The sequence below is a fragment of the Dehalococcoidia bacterium genome, from assembly GCA_030648205.1.
Taxonomy (GTDB): Bacteria; Chloroflexota; Dehalococcoidia; order JAUSIH01; family JAUSIH01; genus JAUSIH01.
Genome location: JAUSIH010000100.1, coordinates 1 through 22,862 on the forward strand (window position 1 = coordinate 1; position 22,862 = coordinate 22,862).

Genomic DNA, 22,862 nt, shown 5'->3' on the forward strand with positions numbered 1-22,862 from the left:
TGTATCAGTTTGCCGTGGTAGGGAATGGGACTCTACCCGTCACACCGGCGAAGGCCGGTGTCCAGAGACGTGCGTGGGGGAGACGCTCTGATGGATTCCGGCTTTCGCCGGAATGACGACGACCTAACTGATACACTACCACGGGCCGCGACGACAAACGAAACGGCGCTCCACGTGTGCGGAGCGCCGTTCGTAGGGAGAACCAACAGGATGGTCAGCGGGCCGATTCGTCCTCGGTGGGATCGCTACCCTCAAATCAGGCATCTTCTTTCAAGGAATCCGTATCAGGAGCCCGCGTCACAATGTCCGGCGGCTCCTTATATTGATAGAGTAGGTCCATATACTCCAGGGCTGCCCGAATCGTCGTACGCGTCGAATTGAAAGCGTTTGCCACAGCTTTGGACCTGACAACCCCCTTGTCCATAGTTCCGTCCCATGTGTAGCCGAGCCTGTGGTACTCCTCAATTCGCTTCAGAATCGCCTGCACGTTCTGTTCCGTTAGGGGCTCAAGATGGATACTGTCATCCACGATGCTCCGCATCGCCGCTTCCGCAAGGTGGACATCGTCTGCACGGTTGCGTCGTGAGTCGTTCAGCCACTCTGGCACTTTGACCAAATCATTGCGCCCCTGATCCGAGAGGGTTTCTTGTACGAAGGGACTTGCCAAAGCGAGAACCACGTATACGCCTGACAACGGCGGCTGGCGCTTATTTGGAGCTAGCAGAGTCGCCAAGTTCACGTAGGCTTGGGCCCTAGAGCCAATACCCAACTTGCTAAGTAGCTCTACCTCATCGATGAGTATGACCCAGCCCTTGTATCCGACACGTCGCAATAAGAAAGCCAAAAACCGGAAGTAGTCAACAGTGTCCTGCTGAATGAGGAAACGTCTGGGCATTCCCATAGCCTCGTGGAAGTTCCCCCGATGTATTGCCCTGAGATCTCCCATGGTAAGTGGCGAGCCTGCCAGGTCATCGTAGAGTTGGGCCCGCTTGAGGACGTCTCCTTCCTTCAAGTAGTTCCTAAACACGTAGGAGATTTTGGGGTGCAGCTGCTTCTCGGCATATTCAGCGATGTCTTCCGTGACGGTCGCACTTGGGTGTAATCTGAGGAGAATGTCTTCGAACCCAGGGCGAGGCAGATCCTTTGCGGTTACCGCATGCGCGGCAGCCTCATACACCTTGTTGATGCGGTTGAAGGGGGTCTCCTTGCTAAGAACCACCCTACTGATTGCGAAGCCCTTATCCCGTGCGTTGTTCTCAATGGCGCTAAGCAGATGCGTCTTACCCTCGCCATACTCTCCGCACACTATCAAGGTGGCGCTTTCACCGTGGGCCACCCGATTCAGATTCTCCCCGCTCTTGTCTAGCAGACCGGCCTGTCCCTCCATTAGCACGCTGCTAACTTCACGAGAGGGGACACCTGCCCGTAGGGTCTCAATGATATGGCGCGCCTGTTGCTTGTCCATGCTACCCCCCTGCCTCGTTATCGGCGAGCATCTCTCTGAGGAGTCGCCGGTACACCCCATCTCCAGCCGACATTCCCAGAACGTCTCGGACGCGCGCTTCATCAAGGGGTCGAGTTTCCATGCCAAGAGCAATTAGGCGCTCGTGCAGAAGCCGTACGTCTTCTGGAGTGAGGCTGCTCGCTACAGCTCGATCTAGGTCCACGAGCTGACCGAATCGGTTGAACCATGATGATACGACCTCATGTTGTATGCGTAGCCATAGAGCATCGTAGGACTTGATGCCACGTGGAAGCTCAAGGAAGTCACGTTGCCCTGCCAGGACTAGCATCATCCCAGGGATGGACGGGAGGTTGTCCACCATCTCCCGAAGGCCCTGATACGCATCGGCAAGAGCAACATTCCCATATTTGGTGCGTCCCGTTTCGGAATTGCGACCCAGAGGCATGTCTTCCATCTGGTCAATAGCGATGAACAGACCGGTAAAGCCCTGCTGACGTACAAAGTCCGCCAGAGCGTGGAGCATGTCCCGAGCGTTGTAGCGATCGATACTCCGGGCCAGATAAATACGATGCAACTCTGCGGCCCGCAGTTTCTCCCCCCGAAGCCACCCAAGCAGCAGGTCGCGGTCTTCACGAGAGAGGTGTCGTACTCCCAGAACACCCAAGGCGAGCTGAGTAAAAGCAAGAGAGAAGTTCGGATCCACGTGCTCTCGCTTGAAGAGGCCGCCTAGCACCTGCTCTAGGTCGCGTTTGACCAGGGTGTCGATCCGCTGATGCTCATGGACAACCCAGGATAGGAACGTGCTGTTTGCTGGGACTTGGTTTAAGTCATATCCGAGTTTCTCGACCGCACGGTGGGCAAAGCGGTGAGCCAGATCTTCCATGTCAACCTGCCGAGCAATGGCGGCATAGACGCTATCGACATTCTGGATACGGATGTCAGGAGCAGGGAGAAACACAGCAACATAACCAAGCCCGCGTGCGTGCCCTATGAGTCGCCGAAGGAGGTGGGTTTTCCCAGCGCCTGGACGGCCTATTACAAACTTCATTTGACTGAACCCACTGGCAATGTAGCCACCAGGCTTCAGGTATTGTTCCACAACGAAAGCTTCCCATGCAGATTGCCCTACGGTTACGGCGTCCAACACATTTAGCTCTTCCGGTGGGCACCCCAGGCGAAGCAAATCTTTATCGCTCTGCCGGATAACGAGTTTCCCCATCGGAACCTCCTACTACCCTCGCCTAGTCTTTTCGAAAAGCGATGAGACCAAACTGTACCTCTCGACCGGAGGGATCCAGCACGCTGAGGTTAGTACGGGCCTCTCTTGCCGGTGCTAGGTGCACACGTCGCCCGTCTGGGGCATGGATCTCGCCAGATTTCAGAAGCCGGTGTAAGTCAAAGACGAAGAATACCTCAGGGTAATCAGTTCGCCATTGCCGCATAGGAACGAGACGCCGATAAATGTGACGGAGCCCCATCTCGTGGCCTGACATTCGCACCTTGTTTTTCGCACTCTCCATCTCTACGAGGTCGTCGTACGTAGCCTCAAGGTCGGCTAGGAAGTTTCTCGTATTGAAAGGACGGGCTAGCAGACGATCGCGTTCCGTCCGGATTACTTCAATGACGCTGGAGATACGCAGCCCTTTGTGGAGCTTGCGGTTAATCAGCACCCCCATCCTCCGGGCGTCTACTTGGAGCCGAAGTGGGTAGATAAGATATCGCGGGAACTGTCCTTCCACAGCCAAGTCAGATGCCGCGCAAGCGTTTCTGAAATCGGCATCGAATCGGTCGAGCAAGTAGGCTTTAAGGTCGTATGATGCCGCGACAGTGAGAGCACCTTCGAGCGTGGAAGGAATCTGTTCCCACACCCTTTTCAGTTGTGACAATGCGTTTGACAGCGTTGCCAAGTCTCCGACCGCCTGTGCCATTTGTGCGGTCTTCCACAACTTGGTGATCTGACGCGGGAGAGGCACCAACGGCTGAATCGCCTGTTGAAGCTCACGATCGAGCCACTGCTCAAGAGGTTCCATGACATTTCCTCGACAAGGTCTTAGTTACACGCGTTGAACCCACACTCCCGGAGCCCTCGGATTCCCCAGGATTGCACTCTAGCGTGCCGTCGCTGGATTCATGCGCTGCGAGACGCACTATACACTATACAAGTCCTTGCAGAGCGCCTAACTCGAGTCGTTCCGCTTTATTCGCGGGTTGGCGATCCCTTTGATGCACCGCGGAGAGCGCGGCTACGGTCGCCCCGCCTTCAGAACGCTGACGGCTACTTCTTCTTGCGCTTGATGAGCTTGGTCTGGATGTAGGAGTTGCCGAACATGGGCAAGTGGACGGAGTGGTACCCGCCCGGCCCGCCCGCCACGATGATGGCGACCTGCTCGGCCCGCGCCAGGAAGCGGACATAGCCGTTCTCTATCTGGCCGTTCTCCCGCGAGAGCATCGTGTCCGTGCGTATCTTCGGCAGCCAGTCCACGGGTATCTTCAGGGTGTCCACGAAATACTGCTTGACCTGCTCCTTGGTGAACTTCTGCGCCAGCACGTCGGCGTGGGGCGGGCTGAACATGAAGCCCGTCTCGCCCTGGCCGTAGAAGGGGAACACGTTCGTCGAGCCGGCGCCGATGGCCGCCGCGCGGAATCCGAGGATGAGGTCGTCCGCCGTCATGCTGTCAATGTCCACCATGTTCGTGGTGCCCGTCGGCGACCAGACGGTGACGGTGCTCTCCTCTTTCTTGAAGCCGCGCTCCACGTGCAGCGGCGCCCACGGGCTTTTCTCCTCAAGCTCGCCGACGCACATGGTGTACGCGCCGGGGAACTTGTGCGTGCTCTTGCACACCTCGCCGGGGACGCGCCCCGCCATGTTCATCATGGCGAGGCTGACCGCGCGGCCTATCGTCGCGTTGGCGCGGAAGCCCGGCCCCAGCGTGCTGTACGAGCCGTTGATCTTCAGTTCGTGGCGGATGGGGCCGTTCACGATGACCATCGGCACGGTCGGGTTCGTGGTCGTGTTGATGCCGTAAAGCTCGAAGGCGGGCGCGGCCAGCGCCTCGAGGGCGGCAACGACGACGGGGAAGTAGTCCGGCAGGCAGCCCGCCATCACGGCGTTCGCGGCGAGCTGCTCCACAGTGCACGCCGAGCGGCGCGGCGGCAGCTCCGCGATGACGGACTCTGGCTTCAGGTCAACGGTGTCCAGGAACGCGGCGACGCGATCGCTCGTGGGCGGGACGATGGGCAGGCCGTCGGAGCAGGTCTGCTCCAGCGCCCACTTGTAAACGGAGTCATAGGAATCGGCTACTTGCACTCGTTGGGCCGGCATGCGTCCTCTCTTCTCGTTGTACTTAGAGCCTATCCGATAACTCGCCGCCCTGGTTCGACAGGCTCACCATGAGCGGCGAGTAAACCCCGCTCACCCTGAGCTTGTCGAAGGGAGCCCGTCGAAGGGCGAGCGAATGAGCACCCCCGGATTCCGGATAGGCTCTTATTCCGGAGACCGGAGTGGCCACCGCCGCGTTAGTGGGGTGCGGCTGCCTTCTGCGGCTTTTGCGTCTGCGCCTTCTGGACCTTGGAGACGATCTCCGCGTACTTCTCGTCCGCGAGCTGCTTGATCTTCTCCTTGGGCAGCGTCTCGAACGGATGCGGCACGACCACAGTCGGAAGGTCCGGATAGCCCAGGGAGCGCGCCGCACTCTTGAAGAGGCTCACGAACTCCTCGGTCACCAGGCTGACCGTGGGAACGCCCTTCTTCTGCATCTCCACCGTGTCGTGGACACACCACGACGTGCAGGAGCCTCAGGCCGCGAGGCCGAGGATGGCGACGTCGCTCTCCTCGATGAACTTCTGCAGCTTGCCGGAGCGCACGGGCAGGCCCTTCGCCCTGTCCAGCAGGATGGGGTCGCGGATCATGTCGAAGCGCGGGATGGCGCGCGGCTGGTAGTCCTTCTGCAGCTTCTCTTCGATGTGCTGCATGAACAGGTCGAAGTTGTTCCACTGGATGCGAAAGCCGATGGACTTGCCGTGCAGGTCGTCCACCGGCGGAGCGAGCTTCGCTCTCTTGTCCTGCAGCGGCGCGACGGGGCTGACCAGTTCCAGCATCTTCGCGGTCGTCATGAGGCCTCCTTCAGCCAGACTCTGTCGAGATTGTTATAGAGCGGCGTGAGAACGTCGTTGATGACTGGCAGTAATGTAGCACCGGCGGCTATCGGTGTCAACGAAGCGGACGTGAGCGTATGGCGGAGGGAGTGGGATTCGAACCCACGAACCCTTGCGGGTTAACGGTTTTCAAGACCGTCGCCTTAAGCCGCTCGGCCACCCCTCCGCGTATATGGGCTGCTTACCACATTCTACCGCACGGTGGCTCAGAGCGCTGATGACATTTGCAGAAAAGCCGAAGTCGGCGGTGGTAGCCACCGACTTCGGTCGTAGATGCTTGGGGACAGGCTGCTAGTCCTTGGAGTTCTTGGTGATCAGCTTGCCGGTGAACGTGCCGCCACCAGCCAGCCCGCCCTGGACGGACGGTATGCCGACGATGCCCACCAGCGTGACGTTGATCGCGCCTTTGCCTTGTAGGCCATGGCTGTTCAACTCCCAGGTGCCTGTGTCCGTCACCTTGTACACCGGCACGGGCGGGCTCATCGGAACGAATCCGACGACGATTCCACTGATGGCGGCCTTCATCTCACCCTTGAGTTGCTTCCCGGCGTACTGCCCCGCAGCGGGCACCAGGGCAAACTTGCCCTCGAGCTTGCCACTGAAACTGCCGTCGGCTTTGACTGTTATCTCGGAATCATGGACAGTCGTGATGGCCCCGTTCAGTGCAGCCACGTCGCATGCCAGCGCCCCCTGCGTTTGCTCACGGTGGGTCTGGACCTCGCGGTCGTCCAGCTTGATCTTGCCGGGGTTGGTCACTCCCAGAGTCGCGGTGCAGTTCAGCGGCGTCGCGCTGTCCGCATAGGCGACCAGAGGGGATACCGCCACCAGGGCTACGAGAGCCAACGCCAGGAGTGCCTTCCGCATACATCCTCCTTTGCCACATCATCACCAGCCTCGATGTGTTAACGGAAGCGGTGCCATATGATAGCAGAGGAGAATGGCTTTTGCAAAATGTATATCTGGCGCACGTTCTACGGAGCTCTCAGGCGATAGGCGCAGTGGACAGTCGCGCGTGCTGGGCATGGTGGTTCGCACGCTGCGCAAACAGGAGGGGTATCACTCGGCGGAACGGCTCTCGGGGGAAAGCATGCCTGCCGCCTTCAGGAACAGGGTTGCGGCATGCACCCTGGCGTTCTCCGTCTTACAATGACCCGGCGGAGCGGCTATACTGGGCGCACGCGTCCTGGGAGAGGCGGACAGCCATGAAAATCGAGGTCAGGGAACGCGGCATGCAGCGCGTGCGCAAACAACTTCGCAGTACGACGTAACGGAGGCGTGACATGGCAAAAACATCCTCGGAGAAGTACATCGTCAAGCCGCAGAAGATCCGTGACCTGGCGTACCACTACATGGTGGAGGCCGAGAAGGAGTTGGGGCCGTCGTTCAGGATGATGGACAAGAGCGTCGTGCCGGAGTCGGACATCACACTCATCGTCCGCAAGATCGAGCGCGACCCCGGCCCGGGCTACAAGAAGACGGAGATGCACACCCACGACGTGAATAAGGTCTACGCCTTCGTGGGCGACGGCCTGAAAAGCGAGGTCATCATAGGCGATGACCACCACATCATCACGGCGCCGGGCGCCGTCTTCATCCCCGCGGGCACGAAGCACGGCTATCGGCCCATCAGCGGCACAGGCTACCTCATCATGACGATGCGCAAGGGGGAGTACCCGTAATCCCCCCCCCTCGCGCGGCCCTGACCCGCGGCTACTTGCGCCGCAGGTCGTTCACGGAGGCGACGGGCATGCCGTCCTTCCGCGCAATGACCTTCGTGATGGGCTTGGACGGGTCGCCGTGCGTGGGCATGAACAGGCCGTGCATACCCACCGCGCCGACGACGGCGATGAAGATGTCCTCCCACTTGTCGGCGATTGGCAGCTCGGCCATCGGCACGCCCCAGTTGTACTGAGGACGGCGGAGCTGGTAGTGCTGAATCTCCTCCGGGTGCAGCTTGCCGATGGGGTAGCGGGCGTTGGTGAACATGAACCGCTTGACATCGTCCTTGCTGTAGCCTGCCTTCGCCAGAATCTGCGCGTGGCCGGGATTGAGCACCAGCAGGGACGGGCCGCCGTGGAACGTGTTGTTCGTGCCCATGGCGGACATGGCGTTGGCGGCGGTGGACAGGATGACGCCCGGGCTGGAGGCCCACGTCACCCAGTTCTGCGCGCTGAGCACGCCGATGACCGTCACCGCGCTCGACCCCTTCGGCGCGCCGCGCTCCTCGGCCAGCGACGGCCACGGCGACTCCGCCTCGTTCTCCGCGGCGCAGAACGTGTACTTGTGCGGCAGCCCGTGAATCGCCTTGTCGATAGTGCCGGGCACGCCGCCGCCGATGTTCATCATCACCAGCCGCAGCGCGCGACCAATGGTCGCGTTGGAGCGTCGCCCCTGCCCGAAGGCGTTGAAGCTCCAGTTCATGTCCAGTTCCTTCGCGATGGGGCCGTTGACCAGCACGAGCGGCGCGATGGGGTTTGTGGTCGCCTGGATGGTGTAGAGGTTGAACGCGGGCTCAGCAACCGCCTGCACGGCGGCGAGCACCACAGGGAAGTACTCCGGACGGCAACCCGCCATCACCGCGTTCACCGCGATCTTCTCGACCGTCGCCTTGCCATCCCTGGGCTTGATGACGCCGACGACGTCGTCTGGTGAGCGGTCGGTGTACGCCATCATGGCGCCCACCAGGTCGTCCGTCGGCGGGATGATGGGCAGGCCGTCCGTCCAGCCCCGCTGATAGAAGACGTCCAGCGCGTCGTAGGCGGACGCGGGCGACTCGATATCCGCCAGCTCTTCGGTGTTTTCCTTCACCTTCGCCGCGCCGCTCTTCCTGGCCCACGGGCCGGCCGCGTGCTCCTTGAGCAGGGTCTCGACCTTGGTCGTCAGCGCATGGACGACGCCGTCAACCATCGGGTCCGCGGAGTCGGCTATCTGCTGGTCGGTGAAGCCGAAAAACTCGTGCGGGATGGTGACGATGGGCAGCTCGGTCAAGCCCATCTGCGACGCCTCGCGGTGGCCCAGCGCGTCGAAGCCGACCGCCGCGAGCACGGCGCTGGCCACGCCCCGCTTCTCGAACTGGATTGCATCGTGGACACTCCACGTTGTGCAGCCCCCTCAGATGCCGAGGCCCGTGACGACGATGTCCGCCTTCTTCGCGACCTCGTCGATGTTGGCGCAGGGCATGCCGGAGCGGTTCTTGCGGACGTAGATGACGTTGGCGAACTTGAACCGCTCCTTGAGCCGCTGCTGCACCCGGCCCAGGAAGATGTTGGCGCCCTCCTTGCCGTTGTCAACGATGGCGAGCGTCTTGCCGTCGAGCGCCGTGGGGCGCGGCGCAAGCATCTGGTTCTTCGTGTCGGCCTGGCCGACGGGGTTCTTCAGCCTCTGGCGCGGGGACAGGGCCTGCGTGGTCATCGTCGCCTCCTGTATGTGACGCCCGTGAGTGTCTTCCGCGTTCGCGTGGAGTGTTCATTATCGTACAGGAAGCGGCCTGTAGGCAAACAGGCGGCTTCCTGTCATCTCCTGGCGCGGACCCTGCCGAAGGGAAACGTCAACCCAGGAGTGCGCCATCCCGTCGTAACTCCGCCGTAACACAGACGTAACACGACTGTAATATTGCGCGTATACCGTAAAGTCGGCCAATTGTGAAAAGGAGGACAATCCCCATGTCCATTCCGTCCTGGCCGACCCTCTGGACGGGCGTCTTGGCAACCGAGGTCAGCGCAGGCGACACCGCGTGGGTGCTGACCTCCATCGGCCTGGTGTTGCTGATGACACCCGCTCTCGCCTTTTTTTACGGGGGCCTGGTGCGCGGAAAAAACCTCCTGGGCACTATCACGCAGAGCTTCGTGGTCATTGCGCTTATCAGCGTCCAGTGGGTCCTGTGGGGCTACACCCTGGCCTTCGGCCCCGACAAGGGAGGCATCATCGGCGGGCTGGAGTGGTTTGGGCTGAACGGCGTGGGGTTTGAGCCTAACCCGGCCTATGCGGCGACCATTCCTCACCAGGCCTTCATGGCCTTCCAGATGATGTTCGCCATCATCACACCCGCTCTGATCTCCGGGGCCTTCGCCGAGCGCATGAAGTTCAGGACTTTCCTCGTGTTTATCCTCCTCTGGTCCACGCTGGTCTACGACCCGCTCGCACACTGGGTCTGGGGCAACGGCGGCTGGTTGCACAAACTTGGCGCACTCGACTTCGCGGGCGGTGTCGTTGTCCACATCAGTTCGGGCGTCGCCGCTTTGACCGCGGCTATTGTCTTCGGCAAGCGCCTTGGATTCGGCAAGGAGGCAATGGAGCCGAACAACATCCCCTTTATAATTCTGGGCGCGGGACTACTCTGGTTCGGCTGGTTCGGATTCAATGCAGGCAGCGCCCTCTCGGCGGGCGGACTCGCCGTCAACGCCCTCATTGTGACCAACACCGCGGGAGCTATTGGAGCTCTGACGTGGATGACCCTGACCTGGCTCTTTGGCGGCAAGCCGAGCGTGGTAGGCATGGCGACCGGCGCCGTGGTCGGCCTTGCGGCCATCACCCCCGCGTCCGGCTATGTGACGGCCATGGCGGCTATCATCATCGGCATGAGCGCGGGCATCCTTTGCTTCCTGGCCTGCCGTCTGCGCGCCAGATGGGGGCTCGACGACTCGCTGGACGTCTGGGGATGCCATGGGATCGGCGGCACATTTGGAGTTCTGGCCACGGGCCTCTTTGCCACCAAGCTGATTAACAGCGCTGGCGCCGACGGCCTCTTCTACGGGAATCCTAACCAGTTCCTCATCCAGATCCTGGCTGTCGCCGTCACCTGGGTTTTCTCGTTCGTCATGACCTGGATTATTCTGAAGGTCCTTGACGCTCTCATGGGCCTGCGCGTCTCTGAAAACGAGGAGACGCGAGGGCTTGATCTCGCGCAGCACGGCGAGACAGCGTACGCCGATTAGTCTGGCGAAGATTGCGGCGCGGGTGCGGAACGCAAGCGAAGGGGAAGGCTCCCGCCTTCCCCTTCGTTGAGCAGATGCCTGTGGTGGCCCGCCGGGTGGCTACCTCCGCGCGCCCGCTTTCTGCATGTGCTCCGCTATCTGCTGAAGCTCTTTCTTGAACTGGACAACGTCATAGTCTATCCCGGCCAGGAACGCGCTGTCGCGGGCGACCACGCTCGCCACGCGGATGGCCTCTTTGATCTCCGGGTCGGTGGCGCCGCTGAGCTGAGCCAGCCCAGTGAAAAAGGGCACTCAGTAGCGGCAGTGAGGGGGGACGTTCGGTCCCCCAAGCCTCGACCCCCCCCCCGCATCAAAAGCTGACCACACTCGATTCGGAGACCAGGCTAGCGAACTTGATGGGATCCATGAACGAGGCGTTCAAAGTCTTGAGGTCCGCTTCGGTCACCCCACGGGCGACGGAGCAGGCGCCTCAGACAAACACCGGGACATTCCCTTTAACCACCTTGTCGATCAGCTCGGGGAGCGGTGGGAAGCCGACACCATGAACCGTCTTCGCGATCGCCGCCTTTGCCACATAGACCCCTTCTCCAACGAGGACGATCGTAACCTCCTTGCCGCCGCCTAAAGCCCCCACTGCGGTAATGAACGCTAAGGTACACTTGGTTGGATCGTCCGTCGCGTGCGTGGCGACTGCCAGTATCTTGGCCATCTTGCTCTCTCCTTTGCCCTTTTGCTAGACCTTCTGAATGATGAACCGGAAGACAGGTTTGTCTCCGTCGATGAGCTCACAGGGATATCCCAGTTCTCGCATGAGCATCGGGATCGTCTGTTTGGCAGGGTAGTAGTCTGTCACGACCTGGAGCAGTTCCCCTGCAGCCATTTCGTTGAGGGTCATGCGCGTATCAAACGTCGGACCGGGGCAGACCTTGCCCCGGAGATCAAGGCGACGCTCAATCTTCTCGGCTCCCATGATGCACCGCCTCCCCGTTTGCAATGACGCGGTTTCGCTCGATGCCCCTAACATTGAATCCGGGATTTCCCATTTCAACCCGCCATGGAGGCATGCTCGTCCAGCACCTTGTCGGACATCTGCTGCACGAACCCCGGTATGATGCCCATGCTTTCCTTGATGTCCCGTAGAACGTCCTGTCTTGCCATTTTCACCCTCCCCTTTAGCGATGCGCAGAGGCTACAATAGATGACGGAAGTTGTCAACATTGTAATATATTTCACATAATTCAGTAAAAATAGATGACGGTCATAAAAGAAGGTGATGGAACGCCAAGCGCCACAATGCCCGCCAGTAGGGTACACTTAGCATTATGGATGCAAACACATCATGCGCTCAACGTCTGGCGGGAGATACGCCTGTAGCGGCGGCGCGGCGGTTCTGCATCGGACTCAGGGGGAGGGACACAGGTCATGACAAGCACGGCCATTGACGTTCGGCGCGCCGACGCGCGCTTCCTCACGCGGACAGCGTGGCTGGAGTCGCGCCACTGCTTCAGCTTCAACACGCACTACGACCCGCGGAACATCCACCACGGGCTGCTCCTCGTCAGCAACGACGACACCGTCAGGCCCGGCACCGGCTTCATGACGCACCCGCACCGGGACATGGAGATCGTGACGTGGGTGCTGGACGGGGAGCTGGAGCACAAGGACACACTGGGCAACAAGGACATCATCTATCCGGGGTTGGCCCAGCGCATGAGCGCGGGCCGAGGCATCTGGCATTCGGAGATGAACCCCGGCAACGACAAGGACGTGCACTTCATTCAAATGTGGGTCGTGCCCGACACGGAGCGCATCGACCCCAGCTACGAGCAGCTCGACATCAACGCGCAACTCGCGAAGGGCGGACTGGTCCCGATTGCGTCGGGGAAGGGGCATGACACGGCCATCGCCATCCGGCAGAAGGGCGCGGCCCTGTGGGGCGGCCGCCTGAAGCCCGGCGAGTCCGTGCGGCTGCCCGACGCCCAGTACCTGCACCTGTACGTCGCGAAGGGCGGCGCGACGCTGGAGGGCGCGGGCGCGCTCGCCGCCGGCGACGCCGTCCGCCTGACCGCCGCGGGAACGCCGACGCTCACCGCCGACCCCGTGGCCGGCGCCGAGGTGCTCGCCTGGGAAATGACGCCGCAAAAGGCGTGAGCAGACGCCTGTTGCCTTACACGGCGCTCGGATTGCGCTGCGCCAGCAGCCCGCGCCGGGGGGAGAAGAGCAGCGCCAGCAGAAAGGCGAGGGTCGTCACCAGGACGATGGCCGCGCCGGACGCCACCGCCAGGTAGTAGGACAGGTACAGCCCGACCACTGCGCAGATGAGCGACACGCCGACCGCCACAAGCATAATGTGGTGGAAGCGGCGCACCAGCAGCAAGGCCGTGGCCGCGGGCGTCACCAGCATCGCCACCGCCAGCACAATGCCCACCGCACGCAGCGCGACGATGGTGGTCAGCCCCAGGACTATCATGAGCAGGTACTGCAGCAGGACCACGGGTACGCCGGAGGCGGCGGCCATCGTGGGGTCATATGCGGTGAACAGCAACTCTTTGTACAGCAGCACCACAAACAGCAGGACCACGACGCCCATGATGGTGATGGCCACCAGGTCGTCCATGCCTACCCCCAGCACGTTGCCGAAAACGAAGGCGAACAGGTCCACCGTGTAGTTCCGGACCCGGCTCATCATCAGCACGCCCAAGGCGAAGACCCCGGCGAAGATGATGCCGATGGCCGTGTCCAGCGGCACCCGCGCCGTCCGGCCCACCCACGTGATGGCGACCGCGGAGAGGACGCCCGTCACGACGGCGCCCAAGTACACGTTCCCGCCCACCAGGAAGGCCATGGCCGCGCCGGTGAAGGCGCAGTGAGCCAGCGCGTCGCCGACGAAGGCCAGCCCCTTCATCACCACAAACGTGCCGATGACGGCGGAGACGACGCCCACGAGCGCCACCGCCAGCAGCCCGCGCTGCATGAAGGGGAAGGCCAGAGGCTCCATCAGAGGGTTGAGCAAGATGCCCAGCATATTATCCATGGACGATAAAGATTCTCCCGTCTACGTTCACCCACAGCATGTGCCGCTGAAACGTCTCGTTCAGCATGGCCTGGGTCATGGCCTCCCGCGGCGGCCCAAAGGCCACGACGCGGCGGTTGAGCAGCAGCGCCAGCTTGAATTCAGCGGCCACGCAGGAGAGATCGTGCGTCGCCGCTATGACCGTCCTGCCCTCCGCTGTCAACACATGGAACAGCTTTATCATGTCGTGCTGGGCCGTCGCGTCCAGCCCGGTCATCGGCTCGTCCAGAAGCATGATCTCGGGGTCGCTCGCCAGCGCCCGTGCGAGCAGGACCCGGCGCTGCTGGCCACCGGACAGCTCGCCAATCTGGCGTTCGGCCATGTCCGTCAGCCGCACTTTCTCCAGGGCGCGGCGCGCCGCCTCCCGCTCTGCTTTTCCGGGACGGCGAAAGAGGCCCAGCCGCGAGTAGCTCCCCATCATCACCACGTCAAAGACGGTGACCGGGAAGCCCCAGTCCACCAGCTCCACCTGGGGCGTGTACGCCACAAGTCCGCGGGCTTCCCGCACGGGGCGCCCCAGCACATGGACGCTCCCTTTCCAGGGCGCGACCAGGCCCAGGATGACCTTGAGCAGCGTGGATTTTCCGGCGCCGTTGGGCCCCACTACGGCCAGCAGCGAGCCACGCGGCACGGAGAAGCTGACGTCCTGCAGCGCCGCGGTCTGGCGGTAGCCCGCCGAGAGGCCGGTCACTTCCAGCGCAGCCAGGCCCGCCGCGACGGGGAGTTCTTGCACAGAGGAGGAGACGCTCATCGCTGGCCTCCCAGTCCCTCTACTATCTGGCGCGCGTTAAAGCGCATCATGTCCATGTACGTGGGCACCTTCTCGTCGAGGGCGTCGCTGTAGAGCGTCCGCACCTGGGCCCCGGCGTCTCGCGCTATCAGCGCCATCACACGGGGGTCAAACCCCACCTCCGTGAAAACGGTACGGACATTTTCTTCTTTAAGCGTTCTGGCCAGCGTCGCCATGTCGGCGGCGCTAGGCTCTGAGCCCGGGTTTTGCAGCACCACGCCGACGATCTTCAGCCCGTAGCGCTGGGCGAAGTAGGGAAAGGAGTCATGAAAGGTGACGAGCTTGCGCTGGGTCTCCGGAATAGCCTTGACTTGGGCCTCTATCTCCCCGTCCAGCGCGTCCAGCTTGTCCAGATAGGCCGCCGCGTTGGCCTTGTATACAGACGCGCCCGCGGGGTCATACTGCGATAATGCGTCGCGGACGCGCCCCACGTAAATCATGGCGCGGCGCATGTCCATCCACATATGCGGGTTGCCGCCGGGCGAGTCCTCGTCTTTGATCACAGGCAGCCCTTCCGCGAGCGCCACCCGGACCGCGTCCCGGCGCGCCTGGTTCTGTATCACCTTTATGGCGGCCGCCTCAAGGTCCAGGCCATTGAAGAAAATAACGTCCGCCCGGCTGATGACGACCGCGTCCTGCGGTGTTGGCTGGTAGGTTTCCGGCCCGGAAGCCGGTGGGAGGATGGCGGTCACGTCCACGCGGCCGCCGCCCACGTTGCGGACGAAGTCGGCGAAGAGCGGCAGCGTGGTCACCACCTGCACTTTGTCCGAGCTTGCCGCGGGAGCGCCTGAACCTGTGCAGGCGGTGAGCGCCGCCAGCAGCATGAAGAGCAACGACGCCAGGATATGTCGGTTTGAGTGACGCATGCGGCCTTTCTGTACCTTCCTCTACGTTGCGCGCGTGAGAAGCGGCGGAATATCTATCGCCCGCCCGTGGGCGCCCGCGCGGCCCGTCCGCTCGGGGGCGGGCTGGGAACGCGAGACATTGTCTCATATTGCGTTGTGTCTATGGTGCGCTCTGGCCTCTTTACACCCCGGGGCGTGCCTGCCGCCTGGCAGACGGAACAGCGCCCGTATATCTCCAGCCAGTGGCCCTCGGCGGTGAACCGCGACTTCTGCGCCACGCGGCGCATTGTCGCCTCCAGCGACCCGTCCACCAGGTCCTCCACTCGCTCACAGCTCAGGCAGACCATGTGATGGTGGTGGTCGGGATAGCTCAATCGATATCTGAAGCGACCGCCTTCCAGCATGACCCGGCAGACCACGCCCAGCTCGACAAGGAGCTTCAGCGTGCGGAACACCGTGGCCCGTCCCACGCCGGGCATGTCCTCGGCCAGGTCCTCCGCGCTGAACTGCCCGGGCCATGAGAGGACGGAGGCAACCACCTTCCTGCGGGGTGCCGTGACCCGGTGCCCCTGCGCCTCCAGCCGCGTGACGGCGGACGCGATGCGCGACAGTTTTGTCCGGTCAGTTCTTGATACCATGTCTCAGTTATGATACGGCGGCCCGCGGCGCCCGTCAAGAGGGCGCGCCGGTTTGCCCCTCTCCTAGCCCTGTGCTATCATGGCCCTATTCGACGCTATGGAAAGGGCCTCTTTGTCCTCCGTGCAAGCCCGCGTCATCCCTGACGTCCCCTGGACGTGGATGGATGTGGTCAAGGCGACCGCCGCCGTCGCTCTGTTCGTGCTGGCGGTCGGCGTGGCCGTGAACGTCCTGCTGGGGCCGGCGCGGCCCCAGCCCATCGGCTTGCCCGTCCTGGTCCTAGCGGGCATCGAGCTGGGCCTAGGCGCCATCGCTCTGAGCTTCACTCTGGGCAAGTATCGGTGCGGCCCGGAATACCTCGGCCTGCACACGGGTCCCAGTCCCCGCGACCTGCTCCTCGTCCTTGGAGTCGTGCTCACGGGGTTTCTCCTCAGCGCGGGCTATTTCCAGGCGGTCCACTTGCTGGGTTGGAGCGTCCTGCTTCCTCCGTCGCTGCCCAGCATGCTCCGGCTCACGGGGACGCCTGTGGGCGTGGGGCTGGTCGCGGCGGTGCTCGCCCCTCTCGCTGAGGAGGTGTTCTTCCGCGGCTTCGTCTTCAGGGCGCTCGCACGGAAGGCGGGAGTCCCGGCGGGCATCGTCCTCAGCTCGTTGCTGTTCGCCGTGGGCCACATGCAGGTGGGCGTCCTCGTGCCCACGTTCATCCTGGGCCTTCTGCTGGCGTGGCTCTACTGGCGCACCTCATCTCTGTGGAACGCCATCTTCGCCCACTTCGCCTTCAACCTGGTCGCGCTGGCCGTGTCACTCTAGGGTGTATGGCGGTCGTCGAGCGTTGGGTGCGCACACCGTGAGCAGACTTGTCGCCGCCTTCGACAGGGCCAGAGGCCAGGGCCGCCTGGCCCTCATCCCTTTTCTGACGGTCGGCTACCCTGACGTGTCCGCAACCCCGGACCTGGTCTCCGCCGTGGTGGCGGGCGGCGCGGACATCGTGGAGCTGGGCGTGCCCTTCAGCGACCCTCTGGCCGACGGCGCGACCATTCAGAAGGCCAGCGCCGCGGCACTGGGCCAGGGCGTCACCCTGCTGACGTGCCTGGAGACAGCCGGGACCCTGCGCCGCCGAGGCGTGGACGCCCCCCTGGTGCTGATGGGCTACTACAACCCCTTCCTCGCATACGGCCTGGAGCGGTTCGCCCGCGACGCCGCGCGCCAGGGCGTGGACGGAGTCATCGTCGCCGACCTCCCGCCGGAGGAGGCGGAGCCGTTCCACGGGCTGTGCCGCGCCCAGGGGCTGGACATGGTCTTTCTCCTGTCGCCCACCAGCACGGACGCGCGCGTCAGGCGCGTCTGCCGGCTGGCCAGCGGCTTCATCTATTGCGTTTCGCTCACCGGCGTCACGGGCGCACGCCAGGAGATGTCGAGCGCCGTCGCGGACCTGATACGGCGCATCCGCGGGCACACCACGCTCCCCCTGGCCGTAGGCTTCGGCATCTCCACGCCGGAGCACGTGCGAGCGGTGGCCGGCCTGGCGGACGGGGCCATCGTGGGCAGCGCCCTGCTGGACGCCATCGGCGGGGCGGCCCCGGCGGAGAGAGCAGCGGCGGCGCGGGCGTTCGTGGCGCATCTGGCGAGCGCGGCAAGGATCGCCCGTCCCTAGTCGGCCCCGGTCCCTGTCGCGGCTGCAAAAGCCTTGCCGCGTCATGGTATTATGGAATGGTTTGGCGACACATCTGAGGAGGTTGGATGGCGATGGCGTGTCGAGGTGTCCGCGGGGCGACCACGGTGACGGCCAACACCAAGGAGGCTGTTGTTGAGGCGACCCGAGAGGTCCTTGAGAAGATCATCGAGGCCAACGGCATCGCCGCGGAGGATGTAGCCTACGCCCTGTTCACGACGACCCGGGACGTCAACGCGGAGTTCCCCGCAGTGGCGGCGCGGCTGATGGGCTGGGACAAGGTGGCGCTGATGTGCGGCCACGAGATGGACGTGCCGGACGCGACCAAGGGCGTCATCCGCGTCATGGCGCTGTGGAACACGGACAGGCGCCAGGACGAGATTGTGAATATCTATTTGCGCGGCGCGGCCCATCTGCGCCAGCGGGGCGTGGAGGGCCAGAAGGCCGCTTCCGCCCCTTCGGCAGGCAAGCCTGGACGACCGCAGGCAGGTCAATAGCAGTCCATGGAGGAATTCCAATGATTGTCGTCATGAAGCAGGACTCTCCCGCGGAGCAGATTGCAGCGGTACAGAAACGCATTCAAGAGCTGGGCTTCAAGACCCAGGTCTCCAAGGGAGAGGAGCGCACCATCATCGGCGTGGTGGGCAAGACCTATCCAGAGCTGCGGGACGACCTGGAGACGCTGCCCGGCGTCGCGGAGGTCATCCCCATCAGCCGGGCCTACAAGCTCGCCAGCCGTGAGTTCAAGCCCGAGGACACGGTCGTTCAGGTGGGCAACGTGAGCATAGGGAGCAATGACCTTGCGGTCATGGCGGGCCCCTGCTCGATAGAGTCTGAAAAGCAGGTTATGGACACGGCCCGCGCGGTGAAGAGCGCCGGCGCCAACATCCTTCGGGGCGGCGCGTTCAAGCCCCGGTCGTCACCCTACAGCTTCCGGGGCATGGGAGTGGAGGGCCTGAAGCTGCTGGCGAAGGCGCGCGCGGAGACAGGCTTGCCGGTCATTACCGAGGTGATGACTCCGGCCGATGTGCAGATAGTCGCCGAATATGCGGACATCCTGCAGATTGGCGCGCGGAACATGCAGAACTTCAACCTGCTGGACGAGGTGGGCAAGATCAGGAAGCCCGTGATGCTCAAGCGCGGCATAGCCGCCACTTACGAGGAGTGGTTGCTGGCCGCGGAGTATATCCTCAACGGCGGCAACTCCCAGGTCATCCTCTGCGAGCGCGGCGTTCGCACGTTTGAGTCCTACACGCGCAACACGTTCGACGTGGCCGCCATTCCGGTCATCAGGCGCCTCAGTCACCTGCCCATCATCGCCGACCCGAGCCACGGCACAGGCAAGTGGCATCTGGTCCAGCCCGTGGCCCTGGCCGCGGTGGCCGCGGGAGCGCACGGCCTGATGATTGAGGTGCATCCCACGCCGGACACAGCCAAGTCCGACGGCGCCCAGTCTCTCACGTTTGAGAACTTCGCCAAGCTGATGGCCCTGGTGAGTGGCGTAGTGGCGGCCGTGGGCCGCGGGTTGCCCGCGCAGCCGCACCCCCACAAGGCGTCCGCCAAGTCGGGCTAGGCCGGTCTCCCTCTCGTCCGCCCTCTGTCCCACCAGCGCGCCAGGAGCGCAATGCCCGCTGCGCCCAGCGCCGCGCCCGCGCTATCCAGCGCCACGTCCGTCCACGCGGGCGTTCGGAAAGAGACAAAGGACTGATGCAGCTCGTCGGTCACGCCGTAGAGCGTCGCGCCAACAAAGGAAAGCAGCATTGCGCGCCAGCCCGACTTTCGACCGGCAGCCAACCCAAAAGCCAGCAGGGCCGCGAGCACGGCGTACACCGCAACATGCGCGACCTTGCCGGGCGGCAGAGCCAGCCCCCCAGGCTCTACATGGGGCAGGTCCGGCAGAGTGGACTGGGCGGACAGGAAGAAGATAACGCCTATCCATACGAGAGCGGGCAAAAAGCGCAGGAAACGACTTGCCCTTGCACTCCGCGAAGGACCTACTCGTCCGCCAGGCGACACCGGACCGGGCGAAAGAGCGGCGCGGCGCTACTTCTTGGCGCCCTTGGCCGGGTCCATGTCCAGGGGCACCATCAGCCAGGCCTTGCGTTCCCCGCTATGGACATAGAAGTCCATCGAGTTGTCGCAATCAATGCAGCCGGCGTTGACAATGCCGATGTGCTGGCTGCCGATAGGGCCGACAATAAGACCCCGCTCACACTGGGTGCACCGGGCAACCAGGAGGGACTGGTTCCCACCCAGGGGCAGAAGGCGTACCCTCACCCTTGCTTCCGTCGCTGTAGTCATGTCGCTCCTTTCGCGGACTAGCGCTGGCTACTCCGCTCTCGTTATGTGCGCGTAGTATACACCCACGTCCGCGAAAAGTAAAACCTGGTCAAAGAGCATTTTTGGAAGAAATACGAGCATTTGTGGGAAAATCAGCCTGTTTGAACCGCGCGAGCCAAGCCGCAGATGGTAGGGCGCGGTGTCGCGCGCCGACCCGCCCATGCAGCGGCGTCCGTCTTCGAAAACAGAGAGAAGCGCGGCCCCTGTCACCCTGTGCTTGTGCAGTGTCAGGCCAGTCCCGACGGAAGCAAAAGGGGATGGACACGCCCCCTTTGACGTTCGAGACTGGCGCTAGGCGACCCCGCGCTCGCCGGCCTCGAGGCGCCGCACGTAGTCGGCCAGGCCGTCGCGCATGGAGACGCGCGGCGTGAAGCCCAGCTCCTCGCGCAGAAGGTCCGCCTTCATGTACTTGATGTGGCGCACGCCCTCTGTGCCGTAGGAGATTTTTGCTTTGGGCAGCAGCTCCTTCAGCCGTTCCACGGCGTCGCGCACGGGGCGCGGCTCGCCCGTGAAGTTGAACACGCGGCTCTTCAGCGCGGGCGCCTTGTACGCGGCGTAGAGCGCGCCGGCCGCGTCTTCCACGTAGCCCCACGACAGAAGGTGATCGGCGGGCGGCGCGATGACCGGCTCGCCCTTATGCGACTTCTCCACCAGCGTCGAGTAGACGTCGGTGCTGCCGCTCCGACGCTGTCCGCGCCCGAGGCCGTACACGGAGCAAAACCGGAACGCCGCGTGGTCGAACCCGTACCGCTCGCGGTACACCTCCGCGATGTTCTCGTTGAACAGCTTGCACGCTCCGTACACTGAGTCCGCCGTGGGCGGGTCCTTCTCCGTCAGCCACTGGGGGTCCGCGCTGGTATGGTAGTGGCCGTACACCGCGCCGGAGCTCGCCCAGACAACGCGCCGCACGCCCGCGATGCGCGCGCATTCGAAGACGCGATTCGTGCCATCGCAGTTCACGCGGATCGCCTGCGCGGGATAGCGCTCCGACTCCGACAGCAGGTAGCCGAGGTGGAAGATGTCACGCACATCGTGCTGCTTGAGCGCGGCCATGAACTCGGTTGCTTCCGAGAAGTCGCCGCGCAGCACGGTGACGCGGTCTCCGAGGTCGCGCACGGCGGCCATGTTCGGAAAGCAATCGAACAGGACGACCTTGTCCTTCTCGCGCTGGACGAGGATGTGCGCCAGGTACGAGCCGATAAATCCCGTGCCGCCCGTGATCAGGATGCTCATAGCGTGACTCCCTTCATTCCGTGCGGCTGCCACGCCGCGCCGGTCCCGGGACTCCACGTTGCGTCTGTGCCCCAGGCGCGCGGTGATGCTTTGGACACGGCGCGATACTAGCACGAGGGTTTATTGGTGTCAAAACAAGCTGCCACAGCGTGGTGACGCTCGCGTCCCGCGCGCACGCGCGGGACAACGCAAAAGCCCTTGCGTCAGGTGACACAAGGGCTTTTTCAAATACGATGTCCTGGCGGCTACGACAACGTCACGGCCGCAGACGTTCCACTGGGACAAGGCGGCGGTACGTGAGCCACTCATAGAGGATATCTCCCGTCACGCGGTGCCCCTCAGAGGTGAGATGACCATCGCCACGAAAGTACAGCGGTCTCCCCAGCCGAGCGTACGTGCGCAGGTAAGGAAGGAGCGTCAGGTGGGGAATACCCTCGTCCGTCAGGATTCCGTCCACGAGGACATCCGGCCTGTCCAGGTTCCAGGCCATCGCCTTGGCCTCCGGGCGGGCGCGCATCAGGACCTCCCAGTACTGGGTCTCGACAGACTCGCGCCAGGGTATGTCCAGTACAACCAGCTCCGCTCCCGCCGCTCGGACCTCTCTGCGGAGTTGGAGTACGAGGGCCTTCCACAGGGCCAGCGCATTCTCCATCTCCAACGGGTACGATGCCTGATGCGTGACGTACTGCGGCTGCTTCTCCAGAGGGCCTGGGTTATCGCTAACGCCCTCGCTTCCCAGCAAGGAGCGCTTCACCTGAGAAGCAGCGTCCCAGAGAAGACGCACAGTCCGGAATTTTTCTCTCAGGAAACGCCTCATGGTGTCCTTAAGACTGTCTTTGCTGGGAGGGGCCGCATCCGCACCGGGCTGAGTCTGAATACGACCGGGGAAGTTGCGCAACTCCGCCTCTCCATTACGGAGAACGAAGTACGGGAAACCGTCCGCGGGCCTGAAGTAGGGCTTGTAGAACGCACTCACGTCGGTCAGGTCGTTACCGAAGAACGCGAGGACCACCAGGTCTGGTTTGTACTTGTAGACTTCCTGGCGGAAAAAGAGAAGCTCCAGGTCGGTCCCAAAGCCGTTGTACCCGGCGGAGATCACTTCAAACCGCTGGGCGCTCGTCCCCCCATTCCTGTTCAGCCGGTCCATGAGCACCTTGTGAAACGTGTTCTGTAATGGGACGTTCAAGGCCGCGGTAAACGAGTCCCCCAGGACAAGGATACGGAATGTCCCGGCGGGCTTCTCATACGGAAATTCGTTGTCGCGCAGGCCTTTGGAGTTGATCTGAATGGGCACAGCGTACTCCGGGAAGCTCGCCGCCCAGCCGCGAGCCCCGGGGATATAGGCGCCGCCGAAATAGGGGTTTGGCTGAAAGCACGGGCAATCTGGCTCAACGCGCGGGAACATTACCTGCAAGACAGCCTCGGTAACAAGCACGGCGATGGCGATCCCCACCAGGACTGGCGCGGCTCGTTGTTTGATCATGTTTATCATGGCCTCGAACATTATAGCCTTAGCCCGACGAGGAATGTCCTCTGGCCTGTGAAGCCGCAGCGCTCGAAAGCACAGAAGTCCAAAAAGGAAAGGTGATTGAGTACGGTCTGGCACCAGGAGTAGGATGGTGCCATGGACCTGCAAAGCTATGAACAGCTTGTGAAGAGCGAGTCAACAGCGAAAAAGTATGTGTTGGGATTTTGCTGGAAAAACCATCAGCGGTTTTGCCC

At 62.9% G+C, this 22,862-nt stretch carries 27 protein-coding genes and 1 tRNA gene; 7 read left to right on the forward strand and 21 right to left on the reverse strand.

Annotated features, from left to right (window positions below; translation table 11 throughout):
- Positions 1-256 precede the first annotated feature (256 nt).
- From Q7T26_11245 to Q7T26_11280, 8 genes are all read right to left on the reverse strand, one after another.
- Positions 257-1,465 carry a DUF2791 family P-loop domain-containing protein gene (locus Q7T26_11245; protein ID MDO8532715.1) on the reverse strand — a complete coding sequence of 403 codons (1,209 nt, stop codon included), beginning with the start codon at positions 1,463-1,465 and terminating at the stop codon, positions 257-259.
- 1 nt (position 1,466) lies between these two features.
- Positions 1,467-2,684, reverse strand: a complete 1,218-nt coding sequence (locus Q7T26_11250) for a DUF2791 family P-loop domain-containing protein (protein MDO8532716.1) — start codon at positions 2,682-2,684, stop codon at positions 1,467-1,469.
- Positions 2,685-2,706: 22 nt separating this feature from the next.
- On the reverse strand, positions 2,707-3,495 hold the full coding sequence (locus Q7T26_11255) for a hypothetical protein (GenBank protein MDO8532717.1): 789 nt from the start codon (positions 3,493-3,495) through the stop codon (positions 2,707-2,709).
- A gap of 245 nt (positions 3,496-3,740) precedes the next feature.
- Positions 3,741-4,787, reverse strand: a complete 1,047-nt coding sequence (locus tag Q7T26_11260; GenBank protein ID MDO8532718.1) for a hypothetical protein — start codon at positions 4,785-4,787, stop codon at positions 3,741-3,743.
- Between the two features lie 194 nt (positions 4,788-4,981).
- The gene (locus Q7T26_11265; GenBank protein ID MDO8532719.1) at positions 4,982-5,221 is read right to left on the reverse strand and encodes a hypothetical protein; all 240 of its coding nucleotides are present in this window, start codon (positions 5,219-5,221) and stop codon (positions 4,982-4,984) included.
- Between the two features lie 39 nt (positions 5,222-5,260).
- The gene (locus tag Q7T26_11270; GenBank protein ID MDO8532720.1) at positions 5,261-5,578 is read right to left on the reverse strand and encodes a hypothetical protein; all 318 of its coding nucleotides are present in this window, start codon (positions 5,576-5,578) and stop codon (positions 5,261-5,263) included.
- A 120-nt stretch (positions 5,579-5,698) separates the two neighbouring features.
- Positions 5,699-5,786, reverse strand: a tRNA-Ser gene (locus Q7T26_11275).
- A 125-nt stretch (positions 5,787-5,911) separates the two neighbouring features.
- Positions 5,912-6,484: a hypothetical protein gene (locus tag Q7T26_11280; GenBank protein MDO8532721.1), complete on the reverse strand. Its 573-nt coding sequence runs from the start codon at positions 6,482-6,484 to the stop codon at positions 5,912-5,914.
- Positions 6,485-6,900: 416 nt separating this feature from the next.
- Between Q7T26_11280 and Q7T26_11285 the strand changes: the two genes are divergently transcribed.
- Complete coding sequence (locus Q7T26_11285; protein MDO8532722.1) at positions 6,901-7,299, forward strand: hypothetical protein; 399 nt, start codon at positions 6,901-6,903, stop codon at positions 7,297-7,299.
- 31 nt (positions 7,300-7,330) lie between these two features.
- Here Q7T26_11285 and Q7T26_11290 read toward each other — a convergent pair whose 3' ends face one another.
- A complete protein-coding gene (locus Q7T26_11290; GenBank protein MDO8532723.1) occupies positions 7,331-8,677 on the reverse strand; it encodes a hypothetical protein in 1,347 nt (448 codons plus the stop codon).
- A 54-nt stretch (positions 8,678-8,731) separates the two neighbouring features.
- A complete protein-coding gene (locus Q7T26_11295) occupies positions 8,732-9,031 on the reverse strand; it encodes a hypothetical protein (protein MDO8532724.1) in 300 nt (99 codons plus the stop codon).
- Between the two features lie 251 nt (positions 9,032-9,282).
- Here Q7T26_11295 and Q7T26_11300 point away from each other — a divergent pair, with 251 nt between their 5' ends.
- Positions 9,283-10,554 carry an ammonium transporter gene (locus Q7T26_11300; GenBank protein MDO8532725.1) on the forward strand — a complete coding sequence of 424 codons (1,272 nt, stop codon included), beginning with the start codon at positions 9,283-9,285 and terminating at the stop codon, positions 10,552-10,554.
- A gap of 99 nt (positions 10,555-10,653) precedes the next feature.
- Here Q7T26_11300 and Q7T26_11305 read toward each other — a convergent pair whose 3' ends face one another.
- The 3 genes from Q7T26_11305 to Q7T26_11315 all read right to left on the reverse strand — a co-directional run bounded on the left by Q7T26_11305 (position 10,654) and on the right by Q7T26_11315 (position 11,524).
- Positions 10,654-10,845, reverse strand: a complete 192-nt coding sequence (locus tag Q7T26_11305; GenBank protein ID MDO8532726.1) for a hypothetical protein — start codon at positions 10,843-10,845, stop codon at positions 10,654-10,656.
- A 178-nt stretch (positions 10,846-11,023) separates the two neighbouring features.
- Positions 11,024-11,263: a DsrE family protein gene (locus Q7T26_11310; GenBank protein ID MDO8532727.1), complete on the reverse strand. Its 240-nt coding sequence runs from the start codon at positions 11,261-11,263 to the stop codon at positions 11,024-11,026.
- A gap of 24 nt (positions 11,264-11,287) precedes the next feature.
- Complete coding sequence (locus Q7T26_11315; GenBank protein ID MDO8532728.1) at positions 11,288-11,524, reverse strand: sulfurtransferase TusA family protein; 237 nt, start codon at positions 11,522-11,524, stop codon at positions 11,288-11,290.
- A gap of 452 nt (positions 11,525-11,976) precedes the next feature.
- On the opposite strand from Q7T26_11315, the gene Q7T26_11320 reads away from it, so the two are divergent.
- The gene (locus Q7T26_11320; protein MDO8532729.1) at positions 11,977-12,705 is read left to right on the forward strand and encodes a pirin family protein; all 729 of its coding nucleotides are present in this window, start codon (positions 11,977-11,979) and stop codon (positions 12,703-12,705) included.
- Between the two features lie 16 nt (positions 12,706-12,721).
- On the opposite strand, the gene Q7T26_11325 is transcribed toward Q7T26_11320, so the two are convergent.
- Genes Q7T26_11325 through Q7T26_11340 form a run of 4 tightly spaced genes read right to left on the reverse strand, consistent with a single transcriptional unit; the run spans position 12,722 to position 15,900 of the window.
- Positions 12,722-13,588 (reverse strand): metal ABC transporter permease, encoded by an 867-nt coding sequence (locus Q7T26_11325; protein MDO8532730.1) that lies wholly within the window; start codon positions 13,586-13,588, stop codon positions 12,722-12,724.
- A complete protein-coding gene (locus Q7T26_11330) occupies positions 13,581-14,378 on the reverse strand; it encodes a metal ABC transporter ATP-binding protein (protein ID MDO8532731.1) in 798 nt (265 codons plus the stop codon). The genes Q7T26_11325 and Q7T26_11330 overlap by 8 nt, the downstream gene beginning before the upstream one ends.
- Positions 14,375-15,283 (reverse strand): zinc ABC transporter substrate-binding protein, encoded by a 909-nt coding sequence (locus Q7T26_11335; GenBank protein MDO8532732.1) that lies wholly within the window; start codon positions 15,281-15,283, stop codon positions 14,375-14,377. Before Q7T26_11335 ends, Q7T26_11330 begins: the two co-directional genes overlap by 4 nt.
- A gap of 53 nt (positions 15,284-15,336) precedes the next feature.
- Positions 15,337-15,900 (reverse strand): Fur family transcriptional regulator, encoded by a 564-nt coding sequence (locus Q7T26_11340; protein ID MDO8532733.1) that lies wholly within the window; start codon positions 15,898-15,900, stop codon positions 15,337-15,339.
- A 121-nt stretch (positions 15,901-16,021) separates the two neighbouring features.
- Here Q7T26_11340 and Q7T26_11345 point away from each other — a divergent pair, with 121 nt between their 5' ends.
- The 4 genes from Q7T26_11345 (at position 16,022) to aroF (ending at position 19,140) form a co-directional block, all read left to right on the forward strand.
- Complete coding sequence (locus tag Q7T26_11345) at positions 16,022-16,705, forward strand: type II CAAX endopeptidase family protein (GenBank protein MDO8532734.1); 684 nt, start codon at positions 16,022-16,024, stop codon at positions 16,703-16,705.
- 37 nt (positions 16,706-16,742) lie between these two features.
- The gene (gene trpA / locus Q7T26_11350) at positions 16,743-17,549 is read left to right on the forward strand and encodes a tryptophan synthase subunit alpha (GenBank protein ID MDO8532735.1); all 807 of its coding nucleotides are present in this window, start codon (positions 16,743-16,745) and stop codon (positions 17,547-17,549) included.
- Positions 17,550-17,635: 86 nt separating this feature from the next.
- Positions 17,636-18,064: a chorismate mutase gene (gene aroH / locus Q7T26_11355; GenBank protein ID MDO8532736.1), complete on the forward strand. Its 429-nt coding sequence runs from the start codon at positions 17,636-17,638 to the stop codon at positions 18,062-18,064.
- Positions 18,065-18,084: 20 nt separating this feature from the next.
- The gene (aroF, locus tag Q7T26_11360) at positions 18,085-19,140 is read left to right on the forward strand and encodes a 3-deoxy-7-phosphoheptulonate synthase (protein ID MDO8532737.1); all 1,056 of its coding nucleotides are present in this window, start codon (positions 18,085-18,087) and stop codon (positions 19,138-19,140) included.
- Here the strand turns inward: aroF and Q7T26_11365 are convergent.
- From Q7T26_11365 to Q7T26_11380, 4 genes are all read right to left on the reverse strand, one after another.
- On the reverse strand, positions 19,137-19,520 hold the full coding sequence (locus Q7T26_11365) for a VanZ family protein (GenBank protein MDO8532738.1): 384 nt from the start codon (positions 19,518-19,520) through the stop codon (positions 19,137-19,139). The genes aroF and Q7T26_11365 overlap by 4 nt on opposite strands.
- Positions 19,521-19,610: 90 nt before the next feature.
- Positions 19,611-19,868, reverse strand: a complete 258-nt coding sequence (locus Q7T26_11370) for a hypothetical protein (protein MDO8532739.1) — start codon at positions 19,866-19,868, stop codon at positions 19,611-19,613.
- Positions 19,869-20,198: 330 nt separating this feature from the next.
- On the reverse strand, positions 20,199-21,140 hold the full coding sequence (locus Q7T26_11375) for an NAD(P)-dependent oxidoreductase (GenBank protein ID MDO8532740.1): 942 nt from the start codon (positions 21,138-21,140) through the stop codon (positions 20,199-20,201).
- 256 nt (positions 21,141-21,396) lie between these two features.
- Positions 21,397-22,623, reverse strand: a complete 1,227-nt coding sequence (locus Q7T26_11380; GenBank protein ID MDO8532741.1) for an SGNH/GDSL hydrolase family protein — start codon at positions 22,621-22,623, stop codon at positions 21,397-21,399.
- Positions 22,624-22,862: the final 239 nt, after the last annotated feature.

What these genes read in the sequence shown, in the direction of transcription:
- Q7T26_11320 (MDO8532729.1), top strand. Translation starts at nt 11,977, where the DNA reads ATGACAAGCACGGCCATTGACGTTCGGCGCGCCGACGCGCGCTTCCTC.
- Q7T26_11310 (MDO8532727.1), bottom strand. Translation starts at nt 11,263, where the DNA reads ATGGCCAAGATACTGGCAGTCGCCACGCACGCGACGGACGATCCAACC.
- Q7T26_11340 (MDO8532733.1), bottom strand. Translation starts at nt 15,900, where the DNA reads ATGGTATCAAGAACTGACCGGACAAAACTGTCGCGCATCGCGTCCGCC.
- aroF (MDO8532737.1), top strand. Translation starts at nt 18,085, where the DNA reads ATGATTGTCGTCATGAAGCAGGACTCTCCCGCGGAGCAGATTGCAGCG.
- Q7T26_11375 (MDO8532740.1), bottom strand. Translation starts at nt 21,140, where the DNA reads ATGAGCATCCTGATCACGGGCGGCACGGGATTTATCGGCTCGTACCTG.
- aroH (MDO8532736.1), top strand. Translation starts at nt 17,636, where the DNA reads ATGGCGATGGCGTGTCGAGGTGTCCGCGGGGCGACCACGGTGACGGCC.
- Q7T26_11300 (MDO8532725.1), top strand. Translation starts at nt 9,283, where the DNA reads ATGTCCATTCCGTCCTGGCCGACCCTCTGGACGGGCGTCTTGGCAACC.
- Q7T26_11260 (MDO8532718.1), bottom strand. Translation starts at nt 4,787, where the DNA reads ATGCCGGCCCAACGAGTGCAAGTAGCCGATTCCTATGACTCCGTTTAC.
- Q7T26_11250 (MDO8532716.1), bottom strand. Translation starts at nt 2,684, where the DNA reads ATGGGGAAACTCGTTATCCGGCAGAGCGATAAAGATTTGCTTCGCCTG.
- Q7T26_11380 (MDO8532741.1), bottom strand. Translation starts at nt 22,623, where the DNA reads ATGATCAAACAACGAGCCGCGCCAGTCCTGGTGGGGATCGCCATCGCC.
- Q7T26_11245 (MDO8532715.1), bottom strand. Translation starts at nt 1,465, where the DNA reads ATGGACAAGCAACAGGCGCGCCATATCATTGAGACCCTACGGGCAGGT.
- Q7T26_11285 (MDO8532722.1), top strand. Translation starts at nt 6,901, where the DNA reads ATGGCAAAAACATCCTCGGAGAAGTACATCGTCAAGCCGCAGAAGATC.
- Q7T26_11315 (MDO8532728.1), bottom strand. Translation starts at nt 11,524, where the DNA reads ATGGGAGCCGAGAAGATTGAGCGTCGCCTTGATCTCCGGGGCAAGGTC.
- Q7T26_11330 (MDO8532731.1), bottom strand. Translation starts at nt 14,378, where the DNA reads ATGAGCGTCTCCTCCTCTGTGCAAGAACTCCCCGTCGCGGCGGGCCTG.
- Q7T26_11295 (MDO8532724.1), bottom strand. Translation starts at nt 9,031, where the DNA reads ATGACCACGCAGGCCCTGTCCCCGCGCCAGAGGCTGAAGAACCCCGTC.
- Q7T26_11270 (MDO8532720.1), bottom strand. Translation starts at nt 5,578, where the DNA reads ATGACGACCGCGAAGATGCTGGAACTGGTCAGCCCCGTCGCGCCGCTG.
- Q7T26_11265 (MDO8532719.1), bottom strand. Translation starts at nt 5,221, where the DNA reads ATGCAGAAGAAGGGCGTTCCCACGGTCAGCCTGGTGACCGAGGAGTTC.
- Q7T26_11280 (MDO8532721.1), bottom strand. Translation starts at nt 6,484, where the DNA reads ATGCGGAAGGCACTCCTGGCGTTGGCTCTCGTAGCCCTGGTGGCGGTA.
- Q7T26_11255 (MDO8532717.1), bottom strand. Translation starts at nt 3,495, where the DNA reads ATGGAACCTCTTGAGCAGTGGCTCGATCGTGAGCTTCAACAGGCGATT.
- Q7T26_11325 (MDO8532730.1), bottom strand. Translation starts at nt 13,588, where the DNA reads ATGGATAATATGCTGGGCATCTTGCTCAACCCTCTGATGGAGCCTCTG.
- Q7T26_11370 (MDO8532739.1), bottom strand. Translation starts at nt 19,868, where the DNA reads ATGACTACAGCGACGGAAGCAAGGGTGAGGGTACGCCTTCTGCCCCTG.
- Q7T26_11335 (MDO8532732.1), bottom strand. Translation starts at nt 15,283, where the DNA reads ATGCGTCACTCAAACCGACATATCCTGGCGTCGTTGCTCTTCATGCTG.